Source organism: Pseudomonas sp. P4_D7 (genome assembly GCF_056401755.1).
The window spans coordinates 57,384-81,812 of the sequence record NZ_JBFUIR010000001.1 but is presented as its reverse complement, the minus strand read 5'-3'; the positions used below and the strand labels follow the sequence as shown (position 1 = coordinate 81,812).

The 24,429-nt window shown below is 59.7% G+C and carries 18 protein-coding genes and 1 tRNA gene; 7 read left to right on the top strand and 12 right to left on the bottom strand.

Translation table 11 applies throughout. The features are described from left to right. Positions 1–171: 171 nt before the first annotated feature. From AC1DVF_RS00345 to AC1DVF_RS00325, 5 genes are all read left to right on the top strand, one after another. Positions 172–1,977, top strand: a complete 1,806-nt coding sequence (locus AC1DVF_RS00345; RefSeq protein ID WP_414927158.1) for a phenylacyl-CoA dehydrogenase — start codon at positions 172–174, stop codon at positions 1,975–1,977. Between the two features lie 270 nt (positions 1,978–2,247). Then, on the top strand, positions 2,248–4,350 hold the full coding sequence (locus tag AC1DVF_RS00340; protein WP_477781849.1) for a cytochrome-c peroxidase: 2,103 nt from the start codon (positions 2,248–2,250) through the stop codon (positions 4,348–4,350). Between the two features lie 198 nt (positions 4,351–4,548). After that, positions 4,549–5,838 carry a GGDEF domain-containing protein gene (locus AC1DVF_RS00335; protein WP_093429947.1) on the top strand — a complete coding sequence of 430 codons (1,290 nt, stop codon included), beginning with the start codon at positions 4,549–4,551 and terminating at the stop codon, positions 5,836–5,838. Positions 5,839–5,928: 90 nt separating this feature from the next. Further along, entirely contained in the window at positions 5,929–7,725 is a 1,797-nt protein-coding gene (locus tag AC1DVF_RS00330; protein ID WP_477781848.1) for an acyl-CoA dehydrogenase C-terminal domain-containing protein, read from the top strand. A gap of 210 nt (positions 7,726–7,935) precedes the next feature. Continuing rightward, entirely contained in the window at positions 7,936–9,714 is a 1,779-nt protein-coding gene (locus AC1DVF_RS00325) for an acyl-CoA dehydrogenase C-terminal domain-containing protein (protein WP_477781847.1), read from the top strand. Positions 9,715–9,941: 227 nt separating this feature from the next. Here AC1DVF_RS00325 and AC1DVF_RS00320 read toward each other — a convergent pair whose 3' ends face one another. Further along, a complete protein-coding gene (locus tag AC1DVF_RS00320; RefSeq protein WP_093429950.1) occupies positions 9,942–10,856 on the bottom strand; it encodes a LysR family transcriptional regulator in 915 nt (304 codons plus the stop codon). Between the two features lie 169 nt (positions 10,857–11,025). Here AC1DVF_RS00320 and AC1DVF_RS00315 point away from each other — a divergent pair, with 169 nt between their 5' ends. Together AC1DVF_RS00315 and AC1DVF_RS00310 are read left to right on the top strand one after the other, a co-directional pair. Next, a complete protein-coding gene (locus AC1DVF_RS00315) occupies positions 11,026–12,309 on the top strand; it encodes an aspartate aminotransferase family protein (RefSeq protein ID WP_477781846.1) in 1,284 nt (427 codons plus the stop codon). A 194-nt stretch (positions 12,310–12,503) separates the two neighbouring features. Then, entirely contained in the window at positions 12,504–12,662 is a 159-nt protein-coding gene (locus AC1DVF_RS00310; protein WP_003228885.1) for a YqaE/Pmp3 family membrane protein, read from the top strand. A 133-nt stretch (positions 12,663–12,795) separates the two neighbouring features. Here the strand turns inward: AC1DVF_RS00310 and AC1DVF_RS00305 are convergent, their stop codons facing one another. The 11 genes from AC1DVF_RS00305 to AC1DVF_RS00255 all read right to left on the bottom strand — a co-directional run bounded on the left by AC1DVF_RS00305 (position 12,796) and on the right by AC1DVF_RS00255 (position 24,429). Next, the gene (locus AC1DVF_RS00305; RefSeq protein WP_477781845.1) at positions 12,796–14,607 is read right to left on the bottom strand and encodes a S9 family peptidase; all 1,812 of its coding nucleotides are present in this window, start codon (positions 14,605–14,607) and stop codon (positions 12,796–12,798) included. Further along, positions 14,573–15,712: a pyrroloquinoline quinone biosynthesis protein PqqE gene (pqqE, locus tag AC1DVF_RS00300; protein ID WP_460092280.1), complete on the bottom strand. Its 1,140-nt coding sequence runs from the start codon at positions 15,710–15,712 to the stop codon at positions 14,573–14,575. Before pqqE ends, AC1DVF_RS00305 begins: the two co-directional genes overlap by 35 nt. After that, positions 15,705–15,980: a pyrroloquinoline quinone biosynthesis peptide chaperone PqqD gene (gene pqqD, locus AC1DVF_RS00295; protein ID WP_477781844.1), complete on the bottom strand. Its 276-nt coding sequence runs from the start codon at positions 15,978–15,980 to the stop codon at positions 15,705–15,707. The genes pqqE and pqqD overlap by 8 nt, the downstream gene beginning before the upstream one ends. Beyond that, entirely contained in the window at positions 15,977–16,729 is a 753-nt protein-coding gene (pqqC, locus tag AC1DVF_RS00290) for a pyrroloquinoline-quinone synthase PqqC (protein ID WP_093429953.1), read from the bottom strand. Before pqqC ends, pqqD begins: the two co-directional genes overlap by 4 nt. Positions 16,730–16,865: 136 nt before the next feature. After that, complete coding sequence (gene pqqB, locus AC1DVF_RS00285; protein ID WP_103520389.1) at positions 16,866–17,777, bottom strand: pyrroloquinoline quinone biosynthesis protein PqqB; 912 nt, start codon at positions 17,775–17,777, stop codon at positions 16,866–16,868. 81 nt (positions 17,778–17,858) lie between these two features. Next, a complete protein-coding gene (gene pqqA, locus AC1DVF_RS00280) occupies positions 17,859–17,933 on the bottom strand; it encodes a pyrroloquinoline quinone precursor peptide PqqA (protein ID WP_003422658.1) in 75 nt (24 codons plus the stop codon). A 156-nt stretch (positions 17,934–18,089) separates the two neighbouring features. Beyond that, complete coding sequence (gene pqqF, locus AC1DVF_RS00275; protein ID WP_477781843.1) at positions 18,090–20,504, bottom strand: pyrroloquinoline quinone biosynthesis protein PqqF; 2,415 nt, start codon at positions 20,502–20,504, stop codon at positions 18,090–18,092. Between the two features lie 38 nt (positions 20,505–20,542). Continuing rightward, entirely contained in the window at positions 20,543–21,337 is a 795-nt protein-coding gene (locus AC1DVF_RS00270; protein ID WP_460089106.1) for a carbon-nitrogen hydrolase family protein, read from the bottom strand. A 12-nt stretch (positions 21,338–21,349) separates the two neighbouring features. After that, a complete protein-coding gene (locus AC1DVF_RS00265; RefSeq protein WP_099757338.1) occupies positions 21,350–23,032 on the bottom strand; it encodes a flavin monoamine oxidase family protein in 1,683 nt (560 codons plus the stop codon). 222 nt (positions 23,033–23,254) lie between these two features. Next, positions 23,255–23,716: an Lrp/AsnC family transcriptional regulator gene (locus AC1DVF_RS00260; RefSeq protein WP_093429958.1), complete on the bottom strand. Its 462-nt coding sequence runs from the start codon at positions 23,714–23,716 to the stop codon at positions 23,255–23,257. Positions 23,717–24,352: 636 nt separating this feature from the next. Beyond that, positions 24,353–24,429, bottom strand: a tRNA-Ile gene (locus AC1DVF_RS00255).

Sequence of the window (24,429 nt, the reverse complement as noted above, 5' to 3'; positions counted from 1 at the left end):
AGCGCATGGCGGTTTGCTGTGTCCGGCGTTTGAAAGATGCGATGACGAACGGCAAAAGATCGATGCTTGACAAGATTTCGGCGTAAACGTATGTTTCAAACAACTGTTTGACCGTCACAACAAATCAACACGGTCGTTCATTCCCGGTTACATCAGCAGAGGTTTATCGCTATGCCTGACTACAAGGCCCCCTTGCGTGATATTCGCTTCGTTCGTGACGAACTGCTCGGCTACGAAGCGCACTATCAGAGCCTTCCGGCTTGCGCAGACGCAACTCCAGACATGGTTGACGCCATTCTCGAAGAAGGCGCCAAGTTTTGTGAGCAGGTACTGGCGCCGCTGAACCGCGTGGGCGACCTCGAAGGTTGCACCTGGAGCGAGTCCGGCGTGAAAACCCCGACCGGCTTCAAAGAGGCTTACAAGCAATTCGTCGAAGGCGGCTGGCCAAGCCTGGCGCACGACGTTGAGCACGGCGGCCAAGGCTTGCCGGAGTCGCTGGGTCTGGCAGTGAGCGAGATGGTTGGCGAAGCCAACTGGTCGTGGGGCATGTACCCAGGCCTGTCGCACGGTGCGATGAACACCATCTCCGAGCACGGCACCCCTGAGCAGCAAGAAGCCTATCTGACCAAACTGGTTTCCGGCGAATGGACCGGCACCATGTGCCTGACCGAACCACACTGCGGCACCGACCTGGGCATGCTGCGCACCAAGGCCGAACCTCAGGCTGATGGCTCCTATAAAGTCTCCGGCACCAAGATCTTCATCTCGGCCGGTGAACACGACATGGCCGACAACATCGTCCACATCGTACTGGCCCGCCTGCCGGATGCACCGGCCGGCACCAAAGGCATCTCGCTGTTCATCGTTCCAAAGTTCATGCCCAATGCTGATGGCACCGTCGGTGCACGCAACGCAGTGAGTTGCGGTTCGCTGGAACACAAGATGGGCATCCACGGCAATGCCACTTGCGTGATGAACTTCGACGGCGCTACCGGTTACCTGATCGGCCCGGCGAACAAAGGCCTGAACTGCATGTTCACCTTTATGAACACCGCTCGCCTGGGTACCGCGCTGCAAGGTCTGGCCCACGCCGAAATCGGTTTCCAGGGCGGCCTGAAATACGCTCGCGACCGTCTGCAAATGCGCTCCCTGACTGGCCCGAAAGCGCCGGACAAAGCCGCTGACCCGATCATCGTGCACCCTGACGTACGCCGCATGCTGTTGACCATGAAGGCGTTCGCCGAAGGCAACCGTGCGATGGTGTACTTCACCGCCAAACAGGTCGACATCGTCAAATACGGCGTCGATGAAGAAGAGAAAAAGAAAGCCGACGCACTGCTGGCCTTCATGACCCCGATCGCCAAGGCGTTCATGACCGAAGTCGGTTTTGAGTCCGCCAACCACGGCGTACAGATCTACGGCGGCCACGGCTTCATCGCCGAGTGGGGCATGGAGCAGAACGTTCGCGACAGCCGCATTTCGATGCTGTACGAAGGCACCACCGGTATCCAGGCACTCGATCTGCTGGGCCGTAAAGTGCTGATGACGCAAGGCGAGGCTTTGAAGGGCTTCACCAAGATCGTCCACAAGTTCTGCCAGAACAACGAAGGCAACGAAGCCGTTGCAGAGTTCGTCGCACCGCTGGCCGCGATCAACAAGGAATGGGGCGAGCTGACCATGAAGGTCGGTATGGCTGCCATGAAAGATCGCGAAGAAGTCGGCGCGGCCTCCGTGGATTACCTGATGTACTCCGGTTATGCCTGCCTGGCTTACTTCTGGGCCGACATGGCGCGTCTGGCTGCTGAAAAGCTGGCACAAGGCACCGGCGACGCAGCGTTCTACACCGCCAAGCTGCAAACCGCACGCTTCTACTTCCAGCGCATCCTGCCGCGTACCCGTACTCACGTGGCCACCATGCTGTCGGGCGCCAACAACCTGATGGACATGAAAGAAGAAGACTTCGCACTGGGCTACTAAGCCTTAACGTGGTCTTTTGAAAAACCGCTGCTCCTTAGGGGGCGGCGGTTTTTTTTGCGCTGGATTACCCCCAACACCGGGGATGTTTCCCCAGCAGAAACGGTGAGCTGACAACGCGCAGCCCCAGCGTTTATTGATTCAAAATGTTTCTCGGAAGGGTGGCCAATTAATTGCACTGCGCAGATTAACCGGCGCTCACGAGAAATCCTGTCCTGTTTCACGACGCCTCTCGCCCGGCGAACTCATAACAACAACGTCAGGGTGAAGCATATGAACATCTGTCGACTTGTCGGGTTAACCCTCACGCTAAGTGCCTGCGGCGCCATGGCGGCTGATCCTGTGGAAGTGGATCCGCCGGTGCCGCAAGTGCCGAGCCTGCAATCACTGCGAGGCATGGTTCCGCCCGATCCCTCAGGAACCGAGGGTGGCCGTAAAGTCGACCTGATGACCGACTACGTGCTCAACCGGTCCGCCGCAATCCTGCTGGGCAAAGCGCTGTTCTGGGACATGGAAGTCGGCAGCGACGGCGCCACGGCGTGTGCGTCCTGCCATTACCACGCCGGCGTCGATCACCGCATCACCAACCAGCTCAACCCCGGCCAGGCGCACACCAATGCCAACGTCGCTTCGATCTTCAACAAACCCTTTGTAGCGTCGGATATTCCCGGCGATGTGGCGTCCTACGCGACGCTGTCCGGCGGCAAGGGCGGGCCGAACTACACACTGAAGAAAAACGACTTCCCGACCCATGTGCTGAGTAATCCACTGGAGCGCAACTCGCCGATTGTTTACTCGACGGACGACGTGATCGGCTCCCAAGGCGTGTTCGACGCCAATTTCGTCAAACCCAACCAGCCACGTTTCGACAAATGCACCCAGCAGCCTGACGGCATCTTCCAGGTCGGCGGCATCAACGTGCGCCGCAGCACCGGGCGCAACGCGCCGTCGGTGATCAACGCAGCGTTCAATGTGCGCAACTTTTGGGACGGACGGGCGAATAACGTGTTTAACGGCTTCTCGCCGTTCGGCAATCGCGACCCTGATGCGGCGATTTACGTGACCAGCGAGCGCAGCACCGTGGCAATCAAAGTCCGGCTGGCGCTTAACGATGCTTCTGCGGCGTCGCAAGCAGTAGGTCCGCCCGGGAGCGGGGTGGAAATGTCCTGCGGTGGCCGCACTTTCGCCGACATCGGCCGGCGCATGCTTGATCAGTTGATGCTCAAGCAACAGCGGATTTCTTCCAACGACTCCGTGCTCGCTTCGGTATCCGGCGCGCGGCGTCCGACTTATCGCGAATTGATCAAAAATGCCTTCCAGCCACGCCTGTGGAACGCCACACAAAATGTGCTGGTGGGCGGTGCACCGTATACACAGATGGAAGCCAACTTCCCGCTGTTCTTCGGGTTGGCGATTCAGATGTACGAATCCACCCTGATCTCTGACCAGGCGCCGATTGATGCTTATCTGCAAGGCGATTCAACCGCGATGAACGCGCAGCAGGTTCAGGGCATGAATCTGTTCCTCGGCAAGGGCAAATGCGTCAATTGCCACGGCGGCGCGGAGCTGACCAACGCGGCCAGCCGCCTGCTGATGCACCCGCGTGAACGCATCGAACGCATGGTCATGGCCGATAACCTGATCACCCTTTACGACAACGGCTTCTACAACACCGGTGTACGTCCGACCTCTGAAGACCTCGCGCTCGGTGGCTCGGATGCCTGGGGTAACCCATGGTCGTTCAGCCGCCAGTACAACAAGCTGTTGCAAGGCGGCAGCATCCCCGATCCGCTGGACGTCGATGTCTGCACCTTCGAGGCGCCGCTGAGCGCAGCGATTCCGTGCGACGCCACGCTCAAGCCCAACGTCAACTTCCGTGATTCGGTCGACGGCGCCTTCAAGACGCCGACCTTGCGCAACATCGCGCTGACCGGGCCTTACTTCCACAACGGCAGCCGCGCCACGCTTAAACAGGTGATGGAGTTCTACAACCGTGGCGGCGACCGTCGTGGCGAAGTCGCCAACAACACCAGCGGTTTCGAGCATCCTTCGGCGAATCAGCACAACACCTCAAATCTCGATCCGGACATGACCAATCTCAACCTGACGCCGGATGAGATCGACGCACTGGTGAAATTCATGGAAGTCGGCCTGACCGATCCGCGCGTGGCCTGGGAGCGGGCGCCGTTCGATCATCCGTCGCTGGTTCTTCCGCAGGGCGAGATCGGCGATGAAAACGCCGTGACCCAGCGGCCGGCCAGTCCGAAAGTCACCACCCGGCAAGCGACCGACGCTTTGTTCTCGCTCAAGCCATACGGGGCCGAGGGCCGGAGTTCGGCGGAGGGGCCGTTGTTGCCGTTCTACAACGATCTGTGAGGGATATTTTCAAGCCTGGCCATCAGTGATGGTGGCCAGCACGGCAAATCGGGCAAAAAACTTGGCAAATCGCTCAGATAGTCAGGTTTTCTGCCGTTAAAGAGACTGCGTGTGATCTGGATCACATTGTGTGTGCTTAACTGCACGCATTGCAGGCACAATGCCATCTCTTTGCTATGACGGGTCGGAGCTTTACCCTTGCCGCGTTCTTCCGCTGTACGTTTCAGTCATTTCCTGCCATCACTGCTGTTGTTACTAGCGGGGTTGGCGGCTGCGTACGTCAAAGACCTCAGCGTGTTCTTCACTTCGCTGTTCAACGTGTTGCCGACGTTGGTGCTGTTGCTGGGCGGCGCGTATTGCGCGGTTTATCGCCGTCAGCGCGAGCTGTTTCTGATGCTCACGGTGTACATCGCCTACTTTCTGCTCGACACCCAGACCGACTATTACCGCGACAACGGCAAGGTCCGCGAAGACGCTGCGGTGGTCTTCCACCTCGTCTGCCTGCTGTTGCCGTTGTTGTTCGGCTTGTTCGCCGCATGGCAGGAACGTACACATCTGTTCCAGGACATGGTCGCGCGTTTCGCCGTGTTACTGGCCTTTGGCAGCGTGGCATTGGGGCTTGAGCAAAGTTATCCCCAGGCATTGCTGATGTGGCTCTCGGAAATTCGCTGGCCGGCGCTGCACGGCGCGTGGATGAGTCTGATCCAGCTCTCGTATCCAGTGTTCATCTCGGCGTTCCTGCTATTGGCCTGGCAATACTGGCGCAATCCACGTCCGCTGCATGCGGCGCAATTGGTTGGCCTGCTCGGCGTGTTCTGGATGCTGCCGAAAACCTTCATCCTGCCGTTCACCCTGAACATCATGTGCAGCCAGGTGATGTTGATGATTGCCGCTGCGGTTGCGCACGAGGCTTATCAGATGGCCTTCCGCGACGAACTCACCGGTCTGCCGGGCCGCCGCGCGCTCAACGAACGCATGCAGCGCTTGGGTCGCAACTATGTATTGGCGATGAGCGACGTCGATCACTTCAAGAAATTCAACGACACCCACGGTCACGATGTCGGTGACCAGGTACTGCGTCTGGTCGCCAGCAAGCTGTCGAAAATCAGCGGTGGCGGTAGGGCGTATCGCTATGGCGGTGAGGAATTCGCCCTGGTGTTCGCAGGCAAAACCCTTGAGGAATGCATGCCGCACCTTGAGGTGATCCGCGAGTCGATTGCGTCCTACAACATTCAACTACGCAATCAGGAAAACCGCCCGCAGGATGATCAGCAAGGTCGTCAGCGCCGCGCCGGCTCTGGTGCTTCCAGCGTTTCGGTGACGGTCAGCATCGGCGTTGCCGAACGAGTGGAGCAGCGCAACCCGGAACAAGTGCTGAAGTCCGCCGACGAGGCGCTCTATGCCGCAAAAGGCGCGGGGCGTAACTGCGTGATGGCATACGGACAAAACCGCCGTGGCGCGGTGCGCATGGACACGGCCGCAGGTTGAGTGATGACGGCGCATTCAGCGTCTGCACAGTGATTGTGGGGTGTGGTGGCCAGCAGTAGGTTGGAGCAATCTGCTGACGGAGAAGCCACCATGCCTGAGTACAAAGCCCCCCTGCGCGACATGCGCTTTCTGATCGATCACGTCTTCGACTTCCACAGCAATTACGCCGCCCTTGGCGCGCACGACGCCAGCCCTGACATGATCAACGCGATCCTCGAAGAGGGCGCGAAGTTCTGTGAGAACGTGCTCGCGCCGCTCAATCGCAGCGGTGATGAAGAGGGCTGCCATTTCGACAACGGCGTGGTGACAACGCCTGCAGGCTTCAAGCAAGCCTTCGCACAATACGTGGAAGGCGGCTGGCACGGTCTGGCGGCGGATCCGGCTTACGGCGGCCAAGGCCTGCCGAGTTCGCTTGGGCTGGTGATCAGCGAGATGGTCGGCTCCAGCAACACTTCCTGGGGCATGTACCCGGGCCTGACCCACGGCGCGATGTCGGCGATCCACGCCCACGGCAGCGCTGAGCAAAAAGACACCTACCTGAGCAAACTCACCGCCGGCCAGTGGACCGGTACCATGTGCCTGACCGAAGCCCATTGCGGCACCGACCTGGGGATCATCAAGACCCGCGCTGTGCCTCAGGCTGATGGTAGTTACGCGGTCACCGGCAGCAAGATTTTCATCTCTGCCGGCGAGCACGACATGAGCGACAACATCATCCATCTGGTGTTGGCCAAATTGCCCGACGCTCCAGCCGGAACCAAAGGGATTTCGCTGTTTATCGTGCCGAAGTTCTTGCCGGATACGGCGGGTGAAGCGGGCGAGCGCAACGGTGTTTCCTGTGGTTCGATCGAACACAAGATGGGCATCAAGGCTTCAGCCACTTGTGTGCTGAACTTCGATAGCGCCAAGGGCTATCTGATCGGTGAGCCGAACAAGGGCCTGAACTGCATGTTCACCATGATGAACCACGCGCGGCTAGGCACCGGCATGCAGGGTTTGTGTCTGGGCGAAGCAAGCTTCCAGGGCGCGATCAAATACGCCAACGACCGCTTGCAGATGCGCGCGCTGACCGGCGCCAAAGCCCCGGATAAAACTGCCGACCCGATCATTGTCCACCCGGACGTGCGGCGCATGCTGCTGACCATGAAAGCCTTTAACGAAGGCAATCGGGCGCTGACCTACTTCACCGCGCAGTTGCTCGATGTCGCGCATCTGAGCGGTGATGCCGAAGCACGGCAGGAGGCCGAGGGTTTGCTGGCGTTCCTCACGCCAATCTGCAAAGCGTTCATGACCGACACCGGCCTGGAAGTGACCAACCACGGCATGCAGGTGTTCGGCGGCCACGGTTTCATTCGCGAATGGGGCATGGAGCAACTGGTGCGCGATTGCCGGATTGCACCGATCTATGAAGGCACCAACGGCATTCAGGCGCTGGACCTGCTCGGACGCAAGGTGCTGGGCAGTCAGGGCAAGTTGCTGCGCGGTTTCACCAAAATCGTCCATAAGTTCTGCTCAGCCAACGCTGAGCACCCGCAGCTGGGCGGTTTCGTTGCGCAGCTCAATCAGATGAACCAGCAGTGGGGCGACCTGACGATGAAGGTCGGCATGGCGGCGATGAAGAACCCGGATGAAGTGGGCGCGGCGTCGGTGGATTACCTGATGTACAGCGGTTACATCATCCTTGGCTATCTGTGGTTGCGCATGGGTCTGGTGGCGCAGGCGCAACTGGAGGCGGGCGAGGGCGAGAGGGATTACCTGCGCGGGAAATTGGCGACGTGCGAGTTTTACTTCAAGCGCTTGTTGCCGCGTACGGCGGCGCATCGTGCGGCGATCGAGGCGGGCAGTGATTGCTTGATGAAGTTGCCGGCTGAAATGTTTGCGCTTTAAGGAAGATCAAAAGATCGCAGCCTGCGGCAGCTCCTACATGGGATCGAGTTTTATCTGTAGGCGCTGGCGAAGGCTACGATGTTTTTTGGTGACTAAAAATAACAAATCAGTCACTGGTTGACCCTATGTGTCGCAAAAGTTGTTGAGGTACACTCCGGCTCAGAAAACATCATTCCACGAATCACCTGTTTAGATCTTGCGAGGTTTGCCATGGCTGACTACAAAGCGCCGCTGCGCGATATGCGCTTCGTCCTCAATGAAGTGTTCGAAGTCGCCAAGCTCTGGGCCGAACTGCCGGCCCTGGCCGAGACTGTCGACGCCGAAACCGTTGAAGCCATTCTCGAAGAGGCCGGCAAAGTCACCAGCAAAAGCATCGCACCTCTGAGCCGCGCTGCCGACGAAGAAGGCTGCCACTGGAAGGACGGTGCCGTCACCACGCCGGCCGGTTTCCCACAGGCTTATCAGACGTATGCTGAAGGCGGCTGGGTTGGCGTCGGTGGCGATCCGCAATACGGCGGCATGGGCATGCCCAAAGCCGTGTCGGCGCAAGTCGAAGAAATGGTCAACTCCGCCAGCCTGTCGTTCGGTCTGTACCCGATGCTGACCGCCGGCGCCTGCCTGTCGATCAACGCTCACGCCAGCGAAGAGCTGAAAGCCGCGTACCTGCCGAACATGTACGCTGGCGTCTGGGCCGGCTCGATGTGCCTGACCGAGCCGCACGCCGGCACCGACCTGGGGATTATTCGCACCAAGGCCGAGCCTCAGGCCGACGGCTCCTACAAAGTCAGCGGCACCAAAATCTTCATCACTGGCGGCGAACACGACCTCACCGAAAACATCATTCACCTGGTGCTGGCCAAGCTGCCGGACGCCCCGGCCGGTCCTAAGGGCATCTCGCTGTTCCTCGTGCCGAAGTTCATGGTCAACGCCGACGGCAGCCTCGGCGCGCGCAACCCGGCGAACTGCGGTTCGATCGAACACAAAATGGGCATCCAGGCGTCCGCGACCTGTGTGATGAACTTCGACGAAGCCGTGGGTTATCTGGTTGGCGAGCCGAACAAAGGTCTGGCCGCGATGTTCACCATGATGAACTACGAGCGTTTGGGCGTCGGCATCCAAGGTCTGGCCACCGGCGAGCGCTCCTATCAGAACGCCGTCGAATACGCCCGCGACCGTCTGCAAAGCCGTTCGCCAACCGGCGCGCAGAACAAAGAAAAAGTCGCTGACCCGATCATCGTCCACCCGGACGTACGGCGCATGTTGCTGACCATGAAAGCCTCGAACGAGGGCGGCCGTGCGTTCTCCACCTACGTAGCGATGCAGCTCGACACCGCCAAGTTCAGCGAAGACGCCACCACCCGCAAACGTGCGGAAGATCTGGTCGCGTTGCTGACGCCGGTGGCCAAGGCATTCCTCACCGACCTGGGTCTGGAAACCACCGTGCACGGCCAGCAGATTTTCGGCGGCCACGGCTACATCCGCGAGTGGGGCCAGGAGCAACTGGTACGTGACGTGCGCATCACCCAGATCTATGAAGGCACCAACGGCATTCAGGCGCTGGACCTGGTCGGGCGCAAGATCGTCGGCAGCGGTGGCTCTTTCTACAAGCTGTTCGCTGACGAGATCCGCCATTTCACCGCGACGGCCAGCGCCGATCTGGGTGAATTCACCAAGCCGCTGAACGATGCCGTCGACACTCTCGACGAGCTGACCTCGTGGCTGCTGGACCGGGCGAAAACCAATCCGAACGAAATCGGCGCGGCTTCGGTCGAATATTTGCAAGCATTCGGATACACAGCGTACGCCTACATGTGGGCACTGATGGCCAAAGCTTCGCTGGGCAAAGAAGCGCAAGACGATTTCTATGCCAGCAAACTGGGCACCGCGCGCTTCTACTTCGCCCGTTTGCTGCCGCGTATCCACTCGTTGAGTGCGTCGGTGAAGGCCGGTAGCGAGTCGCTATTCCTGCTGGATGCGGCGCAATTCTGACGCGATGACGTCATGTAAGCATTCTCTTACATGACGTGCTGCTGTTCTCCCATATGCGTAGATTGGATCCACGGCTAATCTACATTTCATGGACGTCGCGCAGGAAGCGCAAAGCAACAACACGGACACGTAGGATTCTGCCAGGGTGGCGGAGTGAAATGGATGTCAGGGAAACAGTCTGCAAAGCCCCGCTTCGGCGGGGTTTTCTTTTGCCTGCAGAAAAGTGCTCAGACCAGAGGATCTCTCTCTGGCCGCACTTCACGCTCCATCACTTCCTCCAGCAATGTCTGCAACAGCGCCAAAGGCGCCTGCTGGCGCTGCACATCGCGACAGACCAACCCAACTTTCAGCGGCACGCGCGGTTCGCTCAGCGGTTTCCAGAGCAGATCCTGATCGTCGTACTCCTTTTGCGAACGCCCCGGCAGCACCGTCGCCAGTTTGGTGTGCGGCAGACTGTCGAGTATCCCCACCATATTGTTCAGTTCGGCCTGCACCTGCGGGCGTCGTCCGAGGTTGGTCAGTTGCGCCTGCCAGATCTGGCGGATCTGAAACTCTTCGCCCAGCAGCAACATCGGCAGTTCAGCCGCCTGGCGCATCGAAACTTTCTTGAATTCACGCAGCGGATGATCCGCCGGGATGACCAGCGTCAGCTCATCTTCGTAGAGCATCACGCCGTGCAGGCCGGGTTGGCGCGGCGGCAGGTAACTGATGCCGATGTCCAAAGAGCCGTTGAGCAGCCGCCGCTCGATCTCAAGTCCGGTCAATTCATAGATCTGCACCACCAGATGTGGCTGTGCCTTGCGCACCCGCTCAAGCATTTGCGGAACGAGACTGGTGTGAACCGTTTGCAGCACGCCGATTGCCAGCGTGCGCAAGGCCTGGCCCTTGAAGTTGCCCAATGCCTCACGCGCCCGCTGCAATCCGTCGAGCAGCGGCAAGGCGTGGTTGTACAACGTGTGCGCGGCGAGGGTTGGCAGCAGACGCTTGCTGCTGCGCTCGAACAGGGTAACGTCGAGGTTCTGTTCGAGCTGGCGGATCTGCTGCGACAGTGCCGGTTGCGAGATCGACAGGCGTTCGGCGGCGCGACCGACATGGCCTTCTTCGTAGACCGCGACGAAATAACGCAGTTGTTTGAAATCCATAAGTAATGCTTATCGAAAATGCTGGTAAATCGAAATGGCCCGCAGGCCTCAGTGAGCCTAGTCTAACCGCATTCACAAGGCTTACAGGGCCAGAAAGCGCGATGAATAGCGTTCGCTTCGACAGTGTTTGCATAGGCAGTTCAAAACACCTTAAACGCGGTGTTTTTCAATGAATCTGTTCAGTTTGCGGCGCCAGACGCCGAGTCTTGATGACCTCGCCTTTGAGGTTGATCCTTCTGATATCAACGAAAATCTGAGCACCGAACGCCTGATGCCCAGCGTCGAACGGCCGCAACAGGTGTTCGTTCGTGGTCAGGGTTCCTGGTTGTGGGACAGCAACGATCGTGCGTACCTCGACTTTTCCCAGGCCGGTGGCGCCAACAGTCTTGGTCACAGTCCTTCGGCATTGGTCAAAGCCATCAGCAGTCAGGCGCAGGCACTGATCAATCCCGGCTTCAATCTGCACAATCGCGGCATGCTCAGCCTCGCTGAACGGCTGTGCGCCAGCACCTCCAGCGATCAGGCCTATCTGCTCAACAGCGGCAGCGAAGCCTGTGAAGCGGCGATCAAACTGGCGCGCAAATGGGGCCAACTGCATCGTGGCGGCGCTTCGCGAATTATTGTGGCGAAGCAAGGCTGTCATGGCCGCAGTCTGGCGACGATTTCTGCCTCCGACAGCTGCAACCTGCACAACCGTTTCGCGCCGTTGCTGCCGGGTTTCGATCTGGTGCCGTTCAACGACTTGCCGGCCCTGCACGCGGCGGTCGATGCGCAAACCGTGGCGATCATGCTTGAACCGATCCAGAGCGATGCGGGGGTGGTGCCGGCGACCGGGCATTATCTAAAAGGTGTTGAACGTCTGTGCCGAGAGCTGGGCATTCTGCTGATTCTCGATGAAGTGCAAACCGGCATCGGTCGCTGTGGCACCTTGCTTGCCGAACAGTCCTATGGCGTACGCGCCGATATCGTCGTGCTCGGCAAAGGCCTTGGCGGCGGTGTGCCCTTGGCGGCGCTGCTGGCGCGAGGCAAGGCGTGTTGTTTCGACGCGGGTGAACTGGGCGGCACGCATCACGGCAATGCGCTGATGACAGCGGCTGGTCTCGTGGTGCTCGACAGCGTGTACGACCGCAGCTTCCTGCAGCAGGTCAACGATAATGGCCAGCATCTGCGCGAAGGCCTGGCCCGATTGGCGCACCGCTACGACCACGGCAAATTGCGCGGCCAAGGCCTGTTCTATGGTCTGACCCTGTCGGACGATTCCGCCGATGCTGTGGTCCATGCAGCCCTGCACGAAGGCCTGCTGCTCAACGCCCCGCAAGCCAACTGTTTGCGCTTCACCCCGGCCCTTACCGTCAGCAAAACCAACATCGACGAAATGCTCCTGCGCCTGGGCCGCGCGTTCTCGCGAGTGCGCACCGCGCAACTGCAATGCCGTAAAGGGATTGCCGTCTGAGCTGAACTTTCCTACCCGATTTCCAGAACCGTCTCGCGGTATAACGCACGCCCCACGCCTGATTCTTTTGGCGTGGGGCGTTTTTTTGTGAGGTGATGGCGATCAAATGGCAGTTGCACTGAACCCTGACGAACGGCGCAGGTCGATTAGCTTGTATGGCTCATGTGAGCCAACCCCCATTCAGGAGCTGACCCATGGACTTCATTCGCATCATCATCGCCATTCTGTTGCCGCCACTGGGTGTGTTTCTGCAGGTCGGGTTTGGCGGGGCGTTCTGGTTGAACATTCTGCTGACGTTGTGCGGGTATATTCCGGGGATCGTGCATGCGGTGTACATCATCGCCAAGCGTTGAGTACTGCTGCGCCTGATAGATAGCTTTCGCGAGCAGGCTCGCTCCCACAGGGGATTTGTGAACAACACAGATCCAATGTGGGAGCGAGCCTGCTCGCGAATGGGGCAATTCGGTTTTGAACGGGGCGCGGTGATCAGTCCGCCAATCCCATCACCCGCCGATAGAACTTCCACTCCTGCTCCAGCGCATGCGCCTGATTGGCCGCGCGGCGGAAGCCGTGGCGTTCGTCGGGGTAGTAATGCGCTTCGACGGGGATGTCGTTCTGCTCCAGCGCCGTGACCATGTCGCGGGTCTGTTGTGGCACGACCACGGCATCCAGCTCACCCTGAAAGAAAATCACCGGTACGCGGATATTGTTTGCGTGCAACAACGGCGTGCGGGCGGCGTAGCGTTCGGCGTCTTGCTCGGGATCGCCGATCAGCCAGTCCAGATAATCACCTTCAAATTTGTGCGTAGCCCGAGCCAATGCAACCGGATCGCTGACGCCGTACAAACTCGCTCCAGCGCGGAAGACTTGCTTGAACGCCAGCGCACATAACGTGGTGTAGCCACCTGCGCTGCCGCCACGAATGAATGCGCGATCACCGTCGATCAAATCCTGGCCGGTGAGATAACTCACCACCGCACAAGCATCCTCGACATCCACCTCACCCCAGCTCAGATGCAAGGCCTGCCGATATTCGCGGCCATACCCGCTGCTGCCGCGATAGTTGAGATCGGCCACGGCGAAGCCGCGTTGCGTCCAGTATTGAATGCGCGGGTCGAGCATCGGGTAGCAGGCCGATGTCGGGCCGCCGTGGATGAACACCACCAGCGGCGGGTTTGTCTCGCCGCTCATGGCCGGATAAAAGAACCCATGCGCTTCGCCCGAACCGCTTGGGTAGCACAGGGTTTGCGGACGGCTGATGCGCTCAGCAGGCAAGGGCGCTACGCCACCCACCAGCACGTTCACTTCTCGCGTGGTTCGATCAACGGCGATGACCGCCGAAGGACTGATCGGTGAGGCGGCGATGCAGTAGATAAATCGCTCATCCACAGCGAGATGACGGAAGCGGCTGTAGTCACCAGTGAAATCTTCGTCACCGAGCGTCAGGCGACCAAAACCACCTTCGCTCCAGCTCGCCAAAAACGCATTCTCAACAGGCAACCAAGTGCAGCCGCCCAGTTGCCACGGTGCCGGCGCGTGATCGGCTTGCGCAGATGGTAATCGCTCCAAACCGTCGGAAGTCTCAGCCCACGGCTGCCAGAATCCACCACGATCGGTCAGGCAATAAAGGCGATTGTCGGCATCGAATCGTGGTTGTTGGATGGACTCTTCAAACTCGGCGCCGGCAACGCATCGCGGCGAACCAAAAGCGCTATTGGTCGAACGCTTAGCCACCATCAACCGGGTCGACGTCCACGGCTGATGCGGCCGACTCCACTCGATCCAGGCCAAACGCTGGCCATCCACACTAAGGATTGGCGCCGCATAAAAATCCGCGCCTTCAGCCAATAAATGCCGCGTTCCGTCAGCCAGATCAATGGCGACGAGCCGATGCTGATCTTGCTGTTCTTCGACCGCCAGCACCTGGCCGAAAGCAAAATGCAGATCGCCATAACGGCACTCTCCCGACGTCAGCGCCTCAGGCTCGCCATCCAAAGTCTGGCGATACAACTGCTGATCCGCCTCAGCGACGAAAACCACCCCATCCGGCGTTAGACAAAACGCACCGCCGCCATATTCGTACACCCGACTGCGCACGCTAAAACCATTCGGCGTCAGACATTTCGCCACACCATCCCGCCAATGCCAGATCCGGCAGGCGGCATCCTCAGGACGATATTCATTCCAGAACAGCCCGTTGGCACCGAGCTGCAGTTCGGCAAAGTCCATCCCGGCAGCGACGGCTTGCGAGGCGCTGAAAGGCTCAGCCTTTAGCGATGAGGCGCGAGTTTCGTTCATTGCGGAAGGCCAATTGTTCGATGGTTTGAGTGGCGGTCTCGGCTTCTTCGCGGGCCTTGAGGATCACGCCGTGATGTTCGGATTTGCTGCACACCGGGTCGGCATTGCTCGCATCACCGGTGAGCATGAACGCCTGACAGCGGCAGCCGCCGAAGTCTTTTTCTTTCTCGTCGCACGAACGGCACGGCTCGGGCATCCAGTTGTAACCACGGAAGCGGTTGAAGCCGAACGAGTCGTACCAGATGTGTTGCATGCTGTGATCGCGCACATTGGGAAATTGCACCGGCAGCTGTCGGGCGCCATGACAAGGCAGGGCGGTGCCGTCCGGTGTGACCGTCAGAAAAATACTGCCCCAGCCGTTCATGCAGGCTTTCGGGCGTTCTTCGTAGTAATCCGGGGTGACGAAAATCAACTTGCACGGATGCCCTTCGGCTTCCAGTTTCGCGCGGTATTCGTTGGTGATGCGCTCGGCACGGACCAGTTGCTCTTTGGTCGGCAACAGGCCGACACGATTGAGCTGCGCCCAACCGTAAAACTGGCAGGTGGCGAGTTCGACAAAGTCGGCCTCAAGTGCAATGCACAGCTCGATGATGCGGTCGATTTTGTCGATGTTGTGCCGGTGGGTGACGAAGTTCAGCACCATCGGATAGCCGTGGGCCTTCACTGCGCGGGCCATTTCCAGCTTTTGCGCGAAGGCCTTTTTCGAGCCGGCGAGCAGGTTGTTCACTTGCTCGTCGCTGGCCTGGAAACTGATCTGGATGTGATCCAGGCCAGCCTTTTTGAAGTCGCTGATTTTCTGCTCGGTCAGGCCGATGCCGGAGGTGATCAGGTTGGTGTAGAAACCCAACTGCCGCGCTTCATGAATCAGCTCGGCGAGATCCTGACGCACCAGCGGCTCGCCGCCGGAAAAGCCCAGTTGCGCCGCGCCCATCTCCCGCGCCTCGCGGAACACTTTGATCCACTGTTCGGTGCTCAGCTCTTTGCCCTGCTCGGCGAAATCCAGGGGATTGGAGCAGTACGGGCATTGCAGCGGGCAGCGGTAGGTCAGCTCGGCGAGCAGCCACAGCGGCAGGCCGACTTCAGGCTTGGGCGGCAGATCAGGCAAGTTCGATCCAGTGCTGCGCACGGGCAACCTCCATGAATTGCTCGATGTCGTCACCGAGCTCGGGCACGCCGGGGAACTGCTCATCGAGTTTGGCAATAATCGCCGCAACGTCGCGTTCGCCGTCGATCAAGCCGCCGATCAGCGCGGCGCTGTCGTTGAGTTTGATCATGCCTTCGGGGTAGAGCAGCACGTGACCTTTCTGCGCCTGCTCGTACTGGAAGCGGTAGYCGGGACGCCAGGTCGGGACTTTGCTGCGGTCGAAACTCATAAGGTGATTCCTTTATGCCAGACGCGTTGTTCGGTGACGCTGTGATACGGCGGGCGGTTCAGTTCGTAGGCCATGCTCATGGCATCGAGCATGCTCCAAAGAATGTCGAGTTTGAACTGGAGAATTTCCAGCATGCGTTCCTGGCCTTCGCGGGTCTTGTAGTGCTCGAGCGTGATCGCCAGACCGTGCTCGACATCACGCCGGGCCTGACCGAGGCGGGTGCGGAAGTATTCGTAACCGGCCGGATCGATCCACGGGTAATGCTGTGGCCAGCTGTCGAGGCGCGACTGATGGATCTGCGGCGCGAACAGTTCAGTCAGCGAGCTGCTGGCGGCTTCCTGCCAACTGGCCCTGCGGGCGAAGTTGACGTAGGCATCGACGGCGAAACGTACGCCGGGCAGTACCAGTTCCTGGGAGCGCAATTGATCCGGATCGAGGCCGACCGCTTGACCGAGTCGCAGCCAGGCTTCGATGCCGCCGTCTTCGCCTGGGGCGCCGTCGTGGTCGAGCAGACGTTGAATCCACTCGCGGCGGATTTCCCTATCGGGGCAGTTCGCGAGGATCGCCGCGTCCTTCAGGGGGATGTTCACCTGATAGTAGAAGCGGTTGGCGACCCAGCCCTGAATCTGTTCGCGGGTGGCGCGGCCTTGGTACATCGCCACGTGGTAGGGGTGGTGGATGTGGTAGTAGGCGCCTTTGGCGCGCAGGGCCGCTTCGAATTCGGCGGGGGACAGCGGGGTGTCGGTCATTGCGGTTCTCCGGGGAACAACCGTTGGAATCCTGGGTGTTTATTCGGACGCTTTCGCGAGCAAGCTCGCTCCCACAGGGTTTGTGAACGCCACAGATCCAATGTGGGAGCGAGCTTGCTCGCGAAGAGGCCGGTGGCTACAGCACAATACTCATGCCATCGAACGCCACTTCAACATTACGCCGGGCCAACTCGGCACGCTCCGGCGAATCTTCGTCGAGAATCGGGTTGGTGTTGTTGATGTGGATAAGCACTTTGCGCTGCTCAGGCAACTGCTCCAGCACTTCGAGCATGCCGCCAGGGCCGTTCTGCGCCAGATGGCCCATCTCGCGACCGGTGCGGGTGCCGACGCCACGGCGCTGCATTTCATCGTCATCCCACATCGTGCCGTCCACCAGCAGGCAATCGCTGCCGGCCATGATCTCCAGCAACGGCGCATCGACTTTGCCCAGACCCGGCGCGTAGAACAATTTGCCGCCGGTGTTCAGGTCTTCAACGATCAAACCGATGTTGTCGCCCGGGTGCGGATCAAAGCGATGCGGGGAGTACGGCGGCGCCGCGCTGCGCAGGGGCAGCGGGGTGAAACGCAGGTTCGGGCACGCCGCCACGGTGAAGCTCTGGTCGAGTTCAATGCGGTTCCAGTTCAAGCCGCCGTTCCAGTGGGTAAGCATCTTGAACAACGGGAAACCGGTGCTGAGGTCTTCGTGAACCATGTCCGTGCACCAGACCTGATGCGGGCAGCCTTCGCGCAGGCTGAGCAGGCCGGTGGTGTGGTCGATCTGGCTGTCCATCAGGATGATCGCGCTGATGCCGGTGTCACGCAGGGCGCGGCCCGGTTGCATCGGGGCGAAGCTTTGCAGCTGCGCGCGGATGTCCGGCGAGGCGTTGCACAGCACCCAGTTCACGCCGTCATCGGAAATCGCGATGGACGATTGAGTGCGGGCCTTGGCATTCAGGCTGCCGTCGCGAAAGCCTGCGCAATTGACGCAGTTGCAGTTCCACTGCGGAAAACCGCCACCGGCGGCCGAACCCAGAATCTGGACGAACATGAACGCTCCATCATTTCTACGCGGAAAATAAAACGCCCCGGCGAGCCGAGGCGTTGCACTGCAATTCTACGTAAGCAGAACTCAGCGGCTGGCGAAGTACATGGTGACTTCGAAGCCGATACGCAGGTCGGTGTAAGCAGGTTTTGTCCAGGACATGGGTGTCTCCTTCAGGGTGGGTGGGATAGCGCTGTCCATAGGTATAGTCCACGGCAGCGCAAAGATGTTCCAAATAGTTAGGCGGCTATGTTACTCAAAATTTCACCGGGTTTGCCCGTGAATATTCGAGAAAGCTCCTTGCAGCCTCGGTAATGATCAGTTTGTCGTTTGCCATGGGTTACCGGGTGCGGGGTCGCTGGCGAGACAGAGCCAGCCGCCTTCGGCGTTGATCAAGCGCTGTGCTGCGTTAAACAACGCCTGGCGATCGAGTTGGCCAATGGCGGCGAGCAATTGCCCAAGATAATCCGACGAGTGGCCTGCGAGTCTGGCCTGCCAGAGCAACTCGGCAGCATCTTTGCTGGATAGATTGGCGTCGTCGAATTGATCCGCGAGGTTTTGCCGCCGCTGGTTGAGGCTGACCTCATCAAGTTGTTCGATCAGCGCGGGCATACCTTTGAGGAACTGTTGAATGTGCTCGAGCAACTCCGCAGGTCTGGCGCTCGGAGATTGCACGCCGAACAGCAGGGCGGTTTGGCCATTCATCTGGCGAAGCGCACTGAACACCGCGTAGCCCAATTGCAATTCGACGCGCAGGCGCTGGTAGAACGGCGTCTGGCACACCTGCGCCAACAGTCGCCACGCGGCGTCCTCGACGATGTCGCGGCTGGCGCCGGGGCAGAACAACAGCACGGCGTGTTCGCTGGAGGCGGTATCGACATGGCGCCAGTGTTTTTGCGCGGTGATTGCCGCCGGCGCTGCCAGATGGTTGTCCGGGATGCCGGGAACCCGGCTCAGGGCCAGGCCCATGGCGGACTGGGTCTGTTGGCTCAGTCCCAACGCGAGGCCGTCCCAATGCGAAGTTGTCCACAGCTGTTGGGCGTCGTCGCCGGTTTCAGCTGATTCCAGCGCCTGTTCCGGCAGCGCTTTCAGCAACTCGCGAATGGGGATCAGCGGCGTTTCCGCCTCACTACGCAACGAATCGGCGTCAACTTGCGTCAGACATTTCAGCGCATGCTCCAGGACGCTGGGCATTGGCTCCTGCAGGCCATTGAGCTTGAGCAACCATTGATGCCCTGTGGTGCTGAAAGACAACTCGACTCCAGCCTCGCGCGCGTCTTGCTGAGTTTGCCGGAGACTGCGTTGCAATCTCGAGTGCAGATCAGGGCTGGCGGCAGACTCAACCTGCCAACGCAGATAAATCGCGCCTTCATCGCCGCTGTCCGGCAAGACCTGGCTGAACTGCATCGGCGAGCGTTCGCGACGGCCGCGCGAGCGATCCTGAGCAAATGTACGAAGGCCACGGTGGGCGCTGGTCTGGCCGCGAATCAGGCCCGCATTGGCGAGCGGTTCGCTGGCGCGCAGAAATGGATTGGCAGCAGGTAATCGCCAGTGGGCGCTGAAGTTATCCACAACACCGATTTCACGGAGCAGGTGTTTGAGGGCGCTGATGCCGCTGTCGGACAGCCCACTCTCTTGTCGCTCGCTGTCGACTCGTGCCAGTTGCAGCGCACCGCTGACTTGTTGCTGGCGCTGAACCAGGGCCATGTATTCCGCCCGCAGCGGTGTCCAATCCTGTTGCGCGAAGAAGCTCAGCCAATCCTTTGCGCGTTCGCTAATGACGTTCATCGATTCGGCTGGTGCGATGAATGCCAGATGCAGCAAGGCTTGCCCGGCAAAGCAGTACAGTGGTGCGGCTTTCAGATCATCCGCCAGATTCTGCTCCTGCAGATGCGCCAGCAACCCACCGGGCTTGGCACTGTTCAGCCAGTGGCAGAGGAATGCCATTGCCCCGGCGGAAGACTCCGGCAAATCATCGAACGCAAACAGCAGATTGGCGCGTCGCTCAGCGGCCTGTTGATAACTTTTCACCGCCAGTTGCAGGGGCGCAGCCTGCACAATTTTATCCCCAGCCGGTAAAGCCGCTGCGAACTGCTCGGCCAGTGCACGCAGCTCTTCAAGGCTCTGCGGCCCCACCAGGCTCAAGCTCATTTGTCCGGTGCGATAGAACTGCTGGTGGAAATCCTTCAACGCTTGTTGAAACGCTGGCAATTCCACTTTCAGGCTATCCCGATTCCCCGCATGAAATCCGCGCAACGGATGCTCTGCCGGTAAACCCTCATACAACGCAAACTGCTGCTGAGCCGCAGGATCTTGCGACCAGGCGACAAATTCCGCCTGCAACACTTCTCGTTCCCGCAGCTGATCGTCCAGATTCATACGCGGCTTGGCGAGCATGTCTGACAGACGCTCCAACCCCTCGCTGAACGAGCGCGTCGGCAGCTCGAAGAAAAAGTCAGTGGTGCGTTCGCCAGTGCTGGCATTCACTTGGCCACCGTGGCGCTGCACGTAGGCCATCAACCCTTCGTCCGCCGGAAAACGCTCAGTGCCGAGAAACAGCAAATGCTCGAGGAAATGCGCCAGCCCGGGCCACGCCAATGGCGCGTCATGACTACCGGCAGCCACCCGCAGGGCAGCGGCACTGCGCTTGAGGCTTGGCACATGACGCAGGGTCACGCGCAAGCCGTTGGCCAGGGTTTCGGTGTGGGGGCGGGGGTGAGTCGGCGCAGGCATGGGCACTTCCAGAACAGTGAAGTGCCCATGCTAGCGGATTAGCGCTTGTTCAGCGCGCCGTAAAGCTCCGGGCGGCGGTCGCTGAGGTAGCGATTGGCCGCGCGGGAATCGACCATCAACTGCCGATCCAGTTCGCCGACGATCAACGCTTCGTCCAGACCGGCCTGAGCGATACGGCTGCCGTCAGGCGCGGCGATGCTGCTTTGCCCGCAATAATGGATATCGCCTTCATGGCCGCAGTAGTTGGCGTAGGCCACGTAGCATTGGTTTTCGAAGGCGCGGGCGCGTACGGAGACATCGGCGATAAAATCGAACGGAATCATGTTCGCCGTCGGCACCAGAATCAGCTCGGCGCCGTCGAGGGCCAGGCGTCGGGCGTTTTCCGGGAATTCCAGGTCGTAGCAGATCAGGAAACCGAGTTTCCAGCCGTTCAGTTCAACCACCGGAAAATCGCCTTCGCCGGGGCTGAACATCGAGCGATCAAGGTCACCGAACAGGTGCGTCTTGCGGTAATTGCACAGGCGCTCACCGTTGGCGTCTATCAACTGCACGGCGTTGTAGATCTGCCCGTCCGCCGTGCGCTCGGGGTAACCGTAGAGAATCGCCAAACCGGCCGACTTGGCAATGCGGCCGATCTGCTGCGCCCATTCCCCGTTGTAGACCTCGGCCAGGGTGCTGACCGCTTCGGCGCCAATGTTGTAGCCGGTCATGAACATCTCCGGCAGCACCAGCAGATCGGCGCCTTTGGCCTCCATCGCCACTTGATGCAGGCGTTGCAGGTTGGCGGCGGGGTCCAGGGGCAGCGGTGGACATTGGTAAAGGGCTACACGCATCAGGGATTCCTCTTACTCGGGCAGGGCGATAGGGCCGATGTCTTTGAACACATCACCCGGGCCCGGGTTCGCTTTATGTGTCGAACCGCCGAAATGCTTCATGATCCCCCACACCGCGTTGAGCGATGTCTGCACTGCGCCTTCAACCCACGCCGGTGTCCACGACACATCGTCGCCAGCGATGAAAATCCCGCGCTGCTCGGCGGGCATCTCGTCCTGCATGAAGTGCGCGTACATGCGCTGGTTGTAGCGATAGTGGCCGGGCAGGGCGCCCTTGAACGCACCGAGAAAGTAAGGGTCGGCTTCCCACGACACGGTGATCGGATCGCCGATGATGCGCGCGGCGATATCGACTTTCGGGTAGATCTTTTTCAGCGCGTTCAACGCCAGCTCAACGCGTTTTTCCACTGGGTGCGGAAGCATCTTCAAGGCGTCGCTCATCCACGAGTACGACAGGCAGATCACCCCCGGTTTGTCGTCGCCGTTGTCGAACAGATAAGTGCCGCGGGTCAGGCGATCGGTGAGGGTCATGCTCATCAGGTCGCGGCCGGTTTCTGGGTCTTTGTCTTTCCAGAATGGCCGGTCGACCATCACGAAAGTCTTCGACGATTGCATATAGCGGGTGCGGTCGAGGGCCATCCACATCTTCTGCGAGAACAGGGTTTCGTCGCATTCGATCTGGGTGGTCAGCAGCCAGCTCTGGCAAGTGGTCAGCACTGCGGCGTATTCGCGAGTGTCGCCATTATTGTCGGTGACCGCGAAACGGCCATCGGGCGCGTGAGCGATTTTCTTCACCCCCGAGCGTGGCGCACCACGGTGCAGGGATTTCAGGCTGGTGCCTTCCGGCCAGTGCACGCAACGCTCCGGCACATGCCGCCAGATGCCTTGTGGGACTTGCTCGACGCCACCGACCACCAGGTGCTGGTGATCGTCGCAGTTGGTCATCACCACGCGGAAGATTTCCAGCATCGAGTTGGGGAAGTCGGAATCCCAGCCGCCGGTGCCGAAACCGACCTGACCGAACACTTCGCGGTGATGGAACGACAGTTTGGCGAAGGCCTCTGAGGTGGCGACGAAGTCGTAGAAGGTGCGGTCGTCCCACAACGGCACCAGCGTGTTCCACAGCTCTTTCAGCCGGGGCACATCGCGATCGCGGATGGCTTGCTGGATATCGGCGAACTGCGAGCCGGCTTCCAGTGCGTCCGCCCAGGCGTCAGCCACTTCCTGAAACAGTGCAGGAAGATCCGCCAGTTTTTGTGCGTAATGGGTTTTGCCTTCCAGGTCGATCACGGTGCTGCCGGAGGCCGGCGTCAGCGGGTTCGGGAAAGGTTTGGTTTCCAGGCCGAGCTTGTCGACGTAGTGATAGAACGCGGTGGAGGACACCGGAAAACGCATGCCACCCAGTTCCGCGACGATGCCGTCAGTGCCGTTGAACGCTTGCGAGCGCAGACGCCCGCCGAGCTTCGAAGCCTCGTAGACCACCGGTTTCAGGCCGAGCTTCATCAGCTCGTAAGCCGCTACCAGGCCGGCGATGCCAGCGCCGACGATCGCCACTTCAGCGCCATGATGATGTTCAGGAATAGTGCCGAGACCGGCCGGGTGCTCGATCCAGTCGTCGAACGCGAACGGAAAGTCCGGGCCGAAAATGGTGACTGGTTTCTTACCGTCTGCAGGATGGCGATTGTTCTTGTTCATGGCTGACCTTGCTGGCGACCCGACGCAGGATGCGCGTCTGAGTCTAGGAAAAGATGCCTGCCATTCTAGGGAGCGTAGAACACGTTAATAAGACGCAAAGTGTCGTCGTTTTGCCAGTTAGCAGATCAATATGACGATCAAAGACTGCATATGGACCAAAGTTTAGGAGGGGCCTGCTCGCGAAGAGGCCCTGAAATCCAGCCGAGAAGCCCGATCAAGACCTTAAACCGGCTGCCCCCGATCAATCTTGCTGCTCAAGATGATCGAAGTCGTGGTCTTCTCGACCCCATCTACACTCCCGATCTGATCCAGCAACTGGTCCAGCTGCTCCGGCGAATCGGTGCGCAACCACGCCACATAATCAAACTCGCCACTCACCGCACACAACTGCTGCACCTGCGCCATCGCACTCAGGCGGCGCAACACCTCTTTTCCGGAACGCGGCTGCACCTTGATCCCGACGTACGCCTGCAACCCGCCATCGACCACGCGCTGACCCAGGCGCACGCCATAACCGGTAATCACTTTGGCCTTTTCCAACCGCGCCAAGCGTGAAGTCACGGTGGTGCGCGCGATGCCCAACTGTCGGGCGAGCATGGCCACGCTTTCGCGGGCGTTGATCTGCAGGGCGGCAATCAACTGGCGGTCGATTTCATCAAGCACGGGCGTGCGGGTGTCGGGCAAGGGGGCGGCTCCATGGGTGTGGGGGCGGTGAGTACGCATGTTACAGACACTGTCAGCAACACGCTTGCAGGCGATGTTTGAATTGTTCACCCAAGAATCGATGCCATCGTTGCGCTGAAACAATACATCGGATATTTGATTTGACTTGGTTGGCCTATTTATCAAGAATGCCAGCAAGAGCGCGAAATCCGCTGCCTTGCAGGGCATTAGTGGACGTAGGTACCTCAGCGATGCTGCAACATCGGTGTAAGGTGAGACCTCTTCATCCCATTTCCTGAGGATGCAAATATCAGGATTCAAATATTAAGGGCAGCCAAATGGCTGCCCTTTTCTTTGTCTTCAGAGATCGGGTAAGGCGAGGTCGATCCAGGTTTGCTGGTCGGCTGCTTCCTTTATCAGTGGCGCAGCATTCACGAGCATGAAATCGATCCTGGACGGGCGGAGGCGTCCGGAGATTACTCGTCTGGAGAAACGGTCAACAACGCGCGGAGAGGGGAGAAAACCTAGTTTGGGAACATTCCTACAGATCTTGCGGTTGTATTCCTAACAATGCCCTTCGTACATTGCGCTCGCCAAGACGTCGAACCCTAATCCATCGCCCAAGAAAAAGCCGCGCATTTAGCGCGGCTTTCAATTTGGTGGGCCCACACGGACTTGAACCGTGGACCAAAGGATTATGAGTCCTCTGCTCTAACCAACTGAGCTATAGGCCC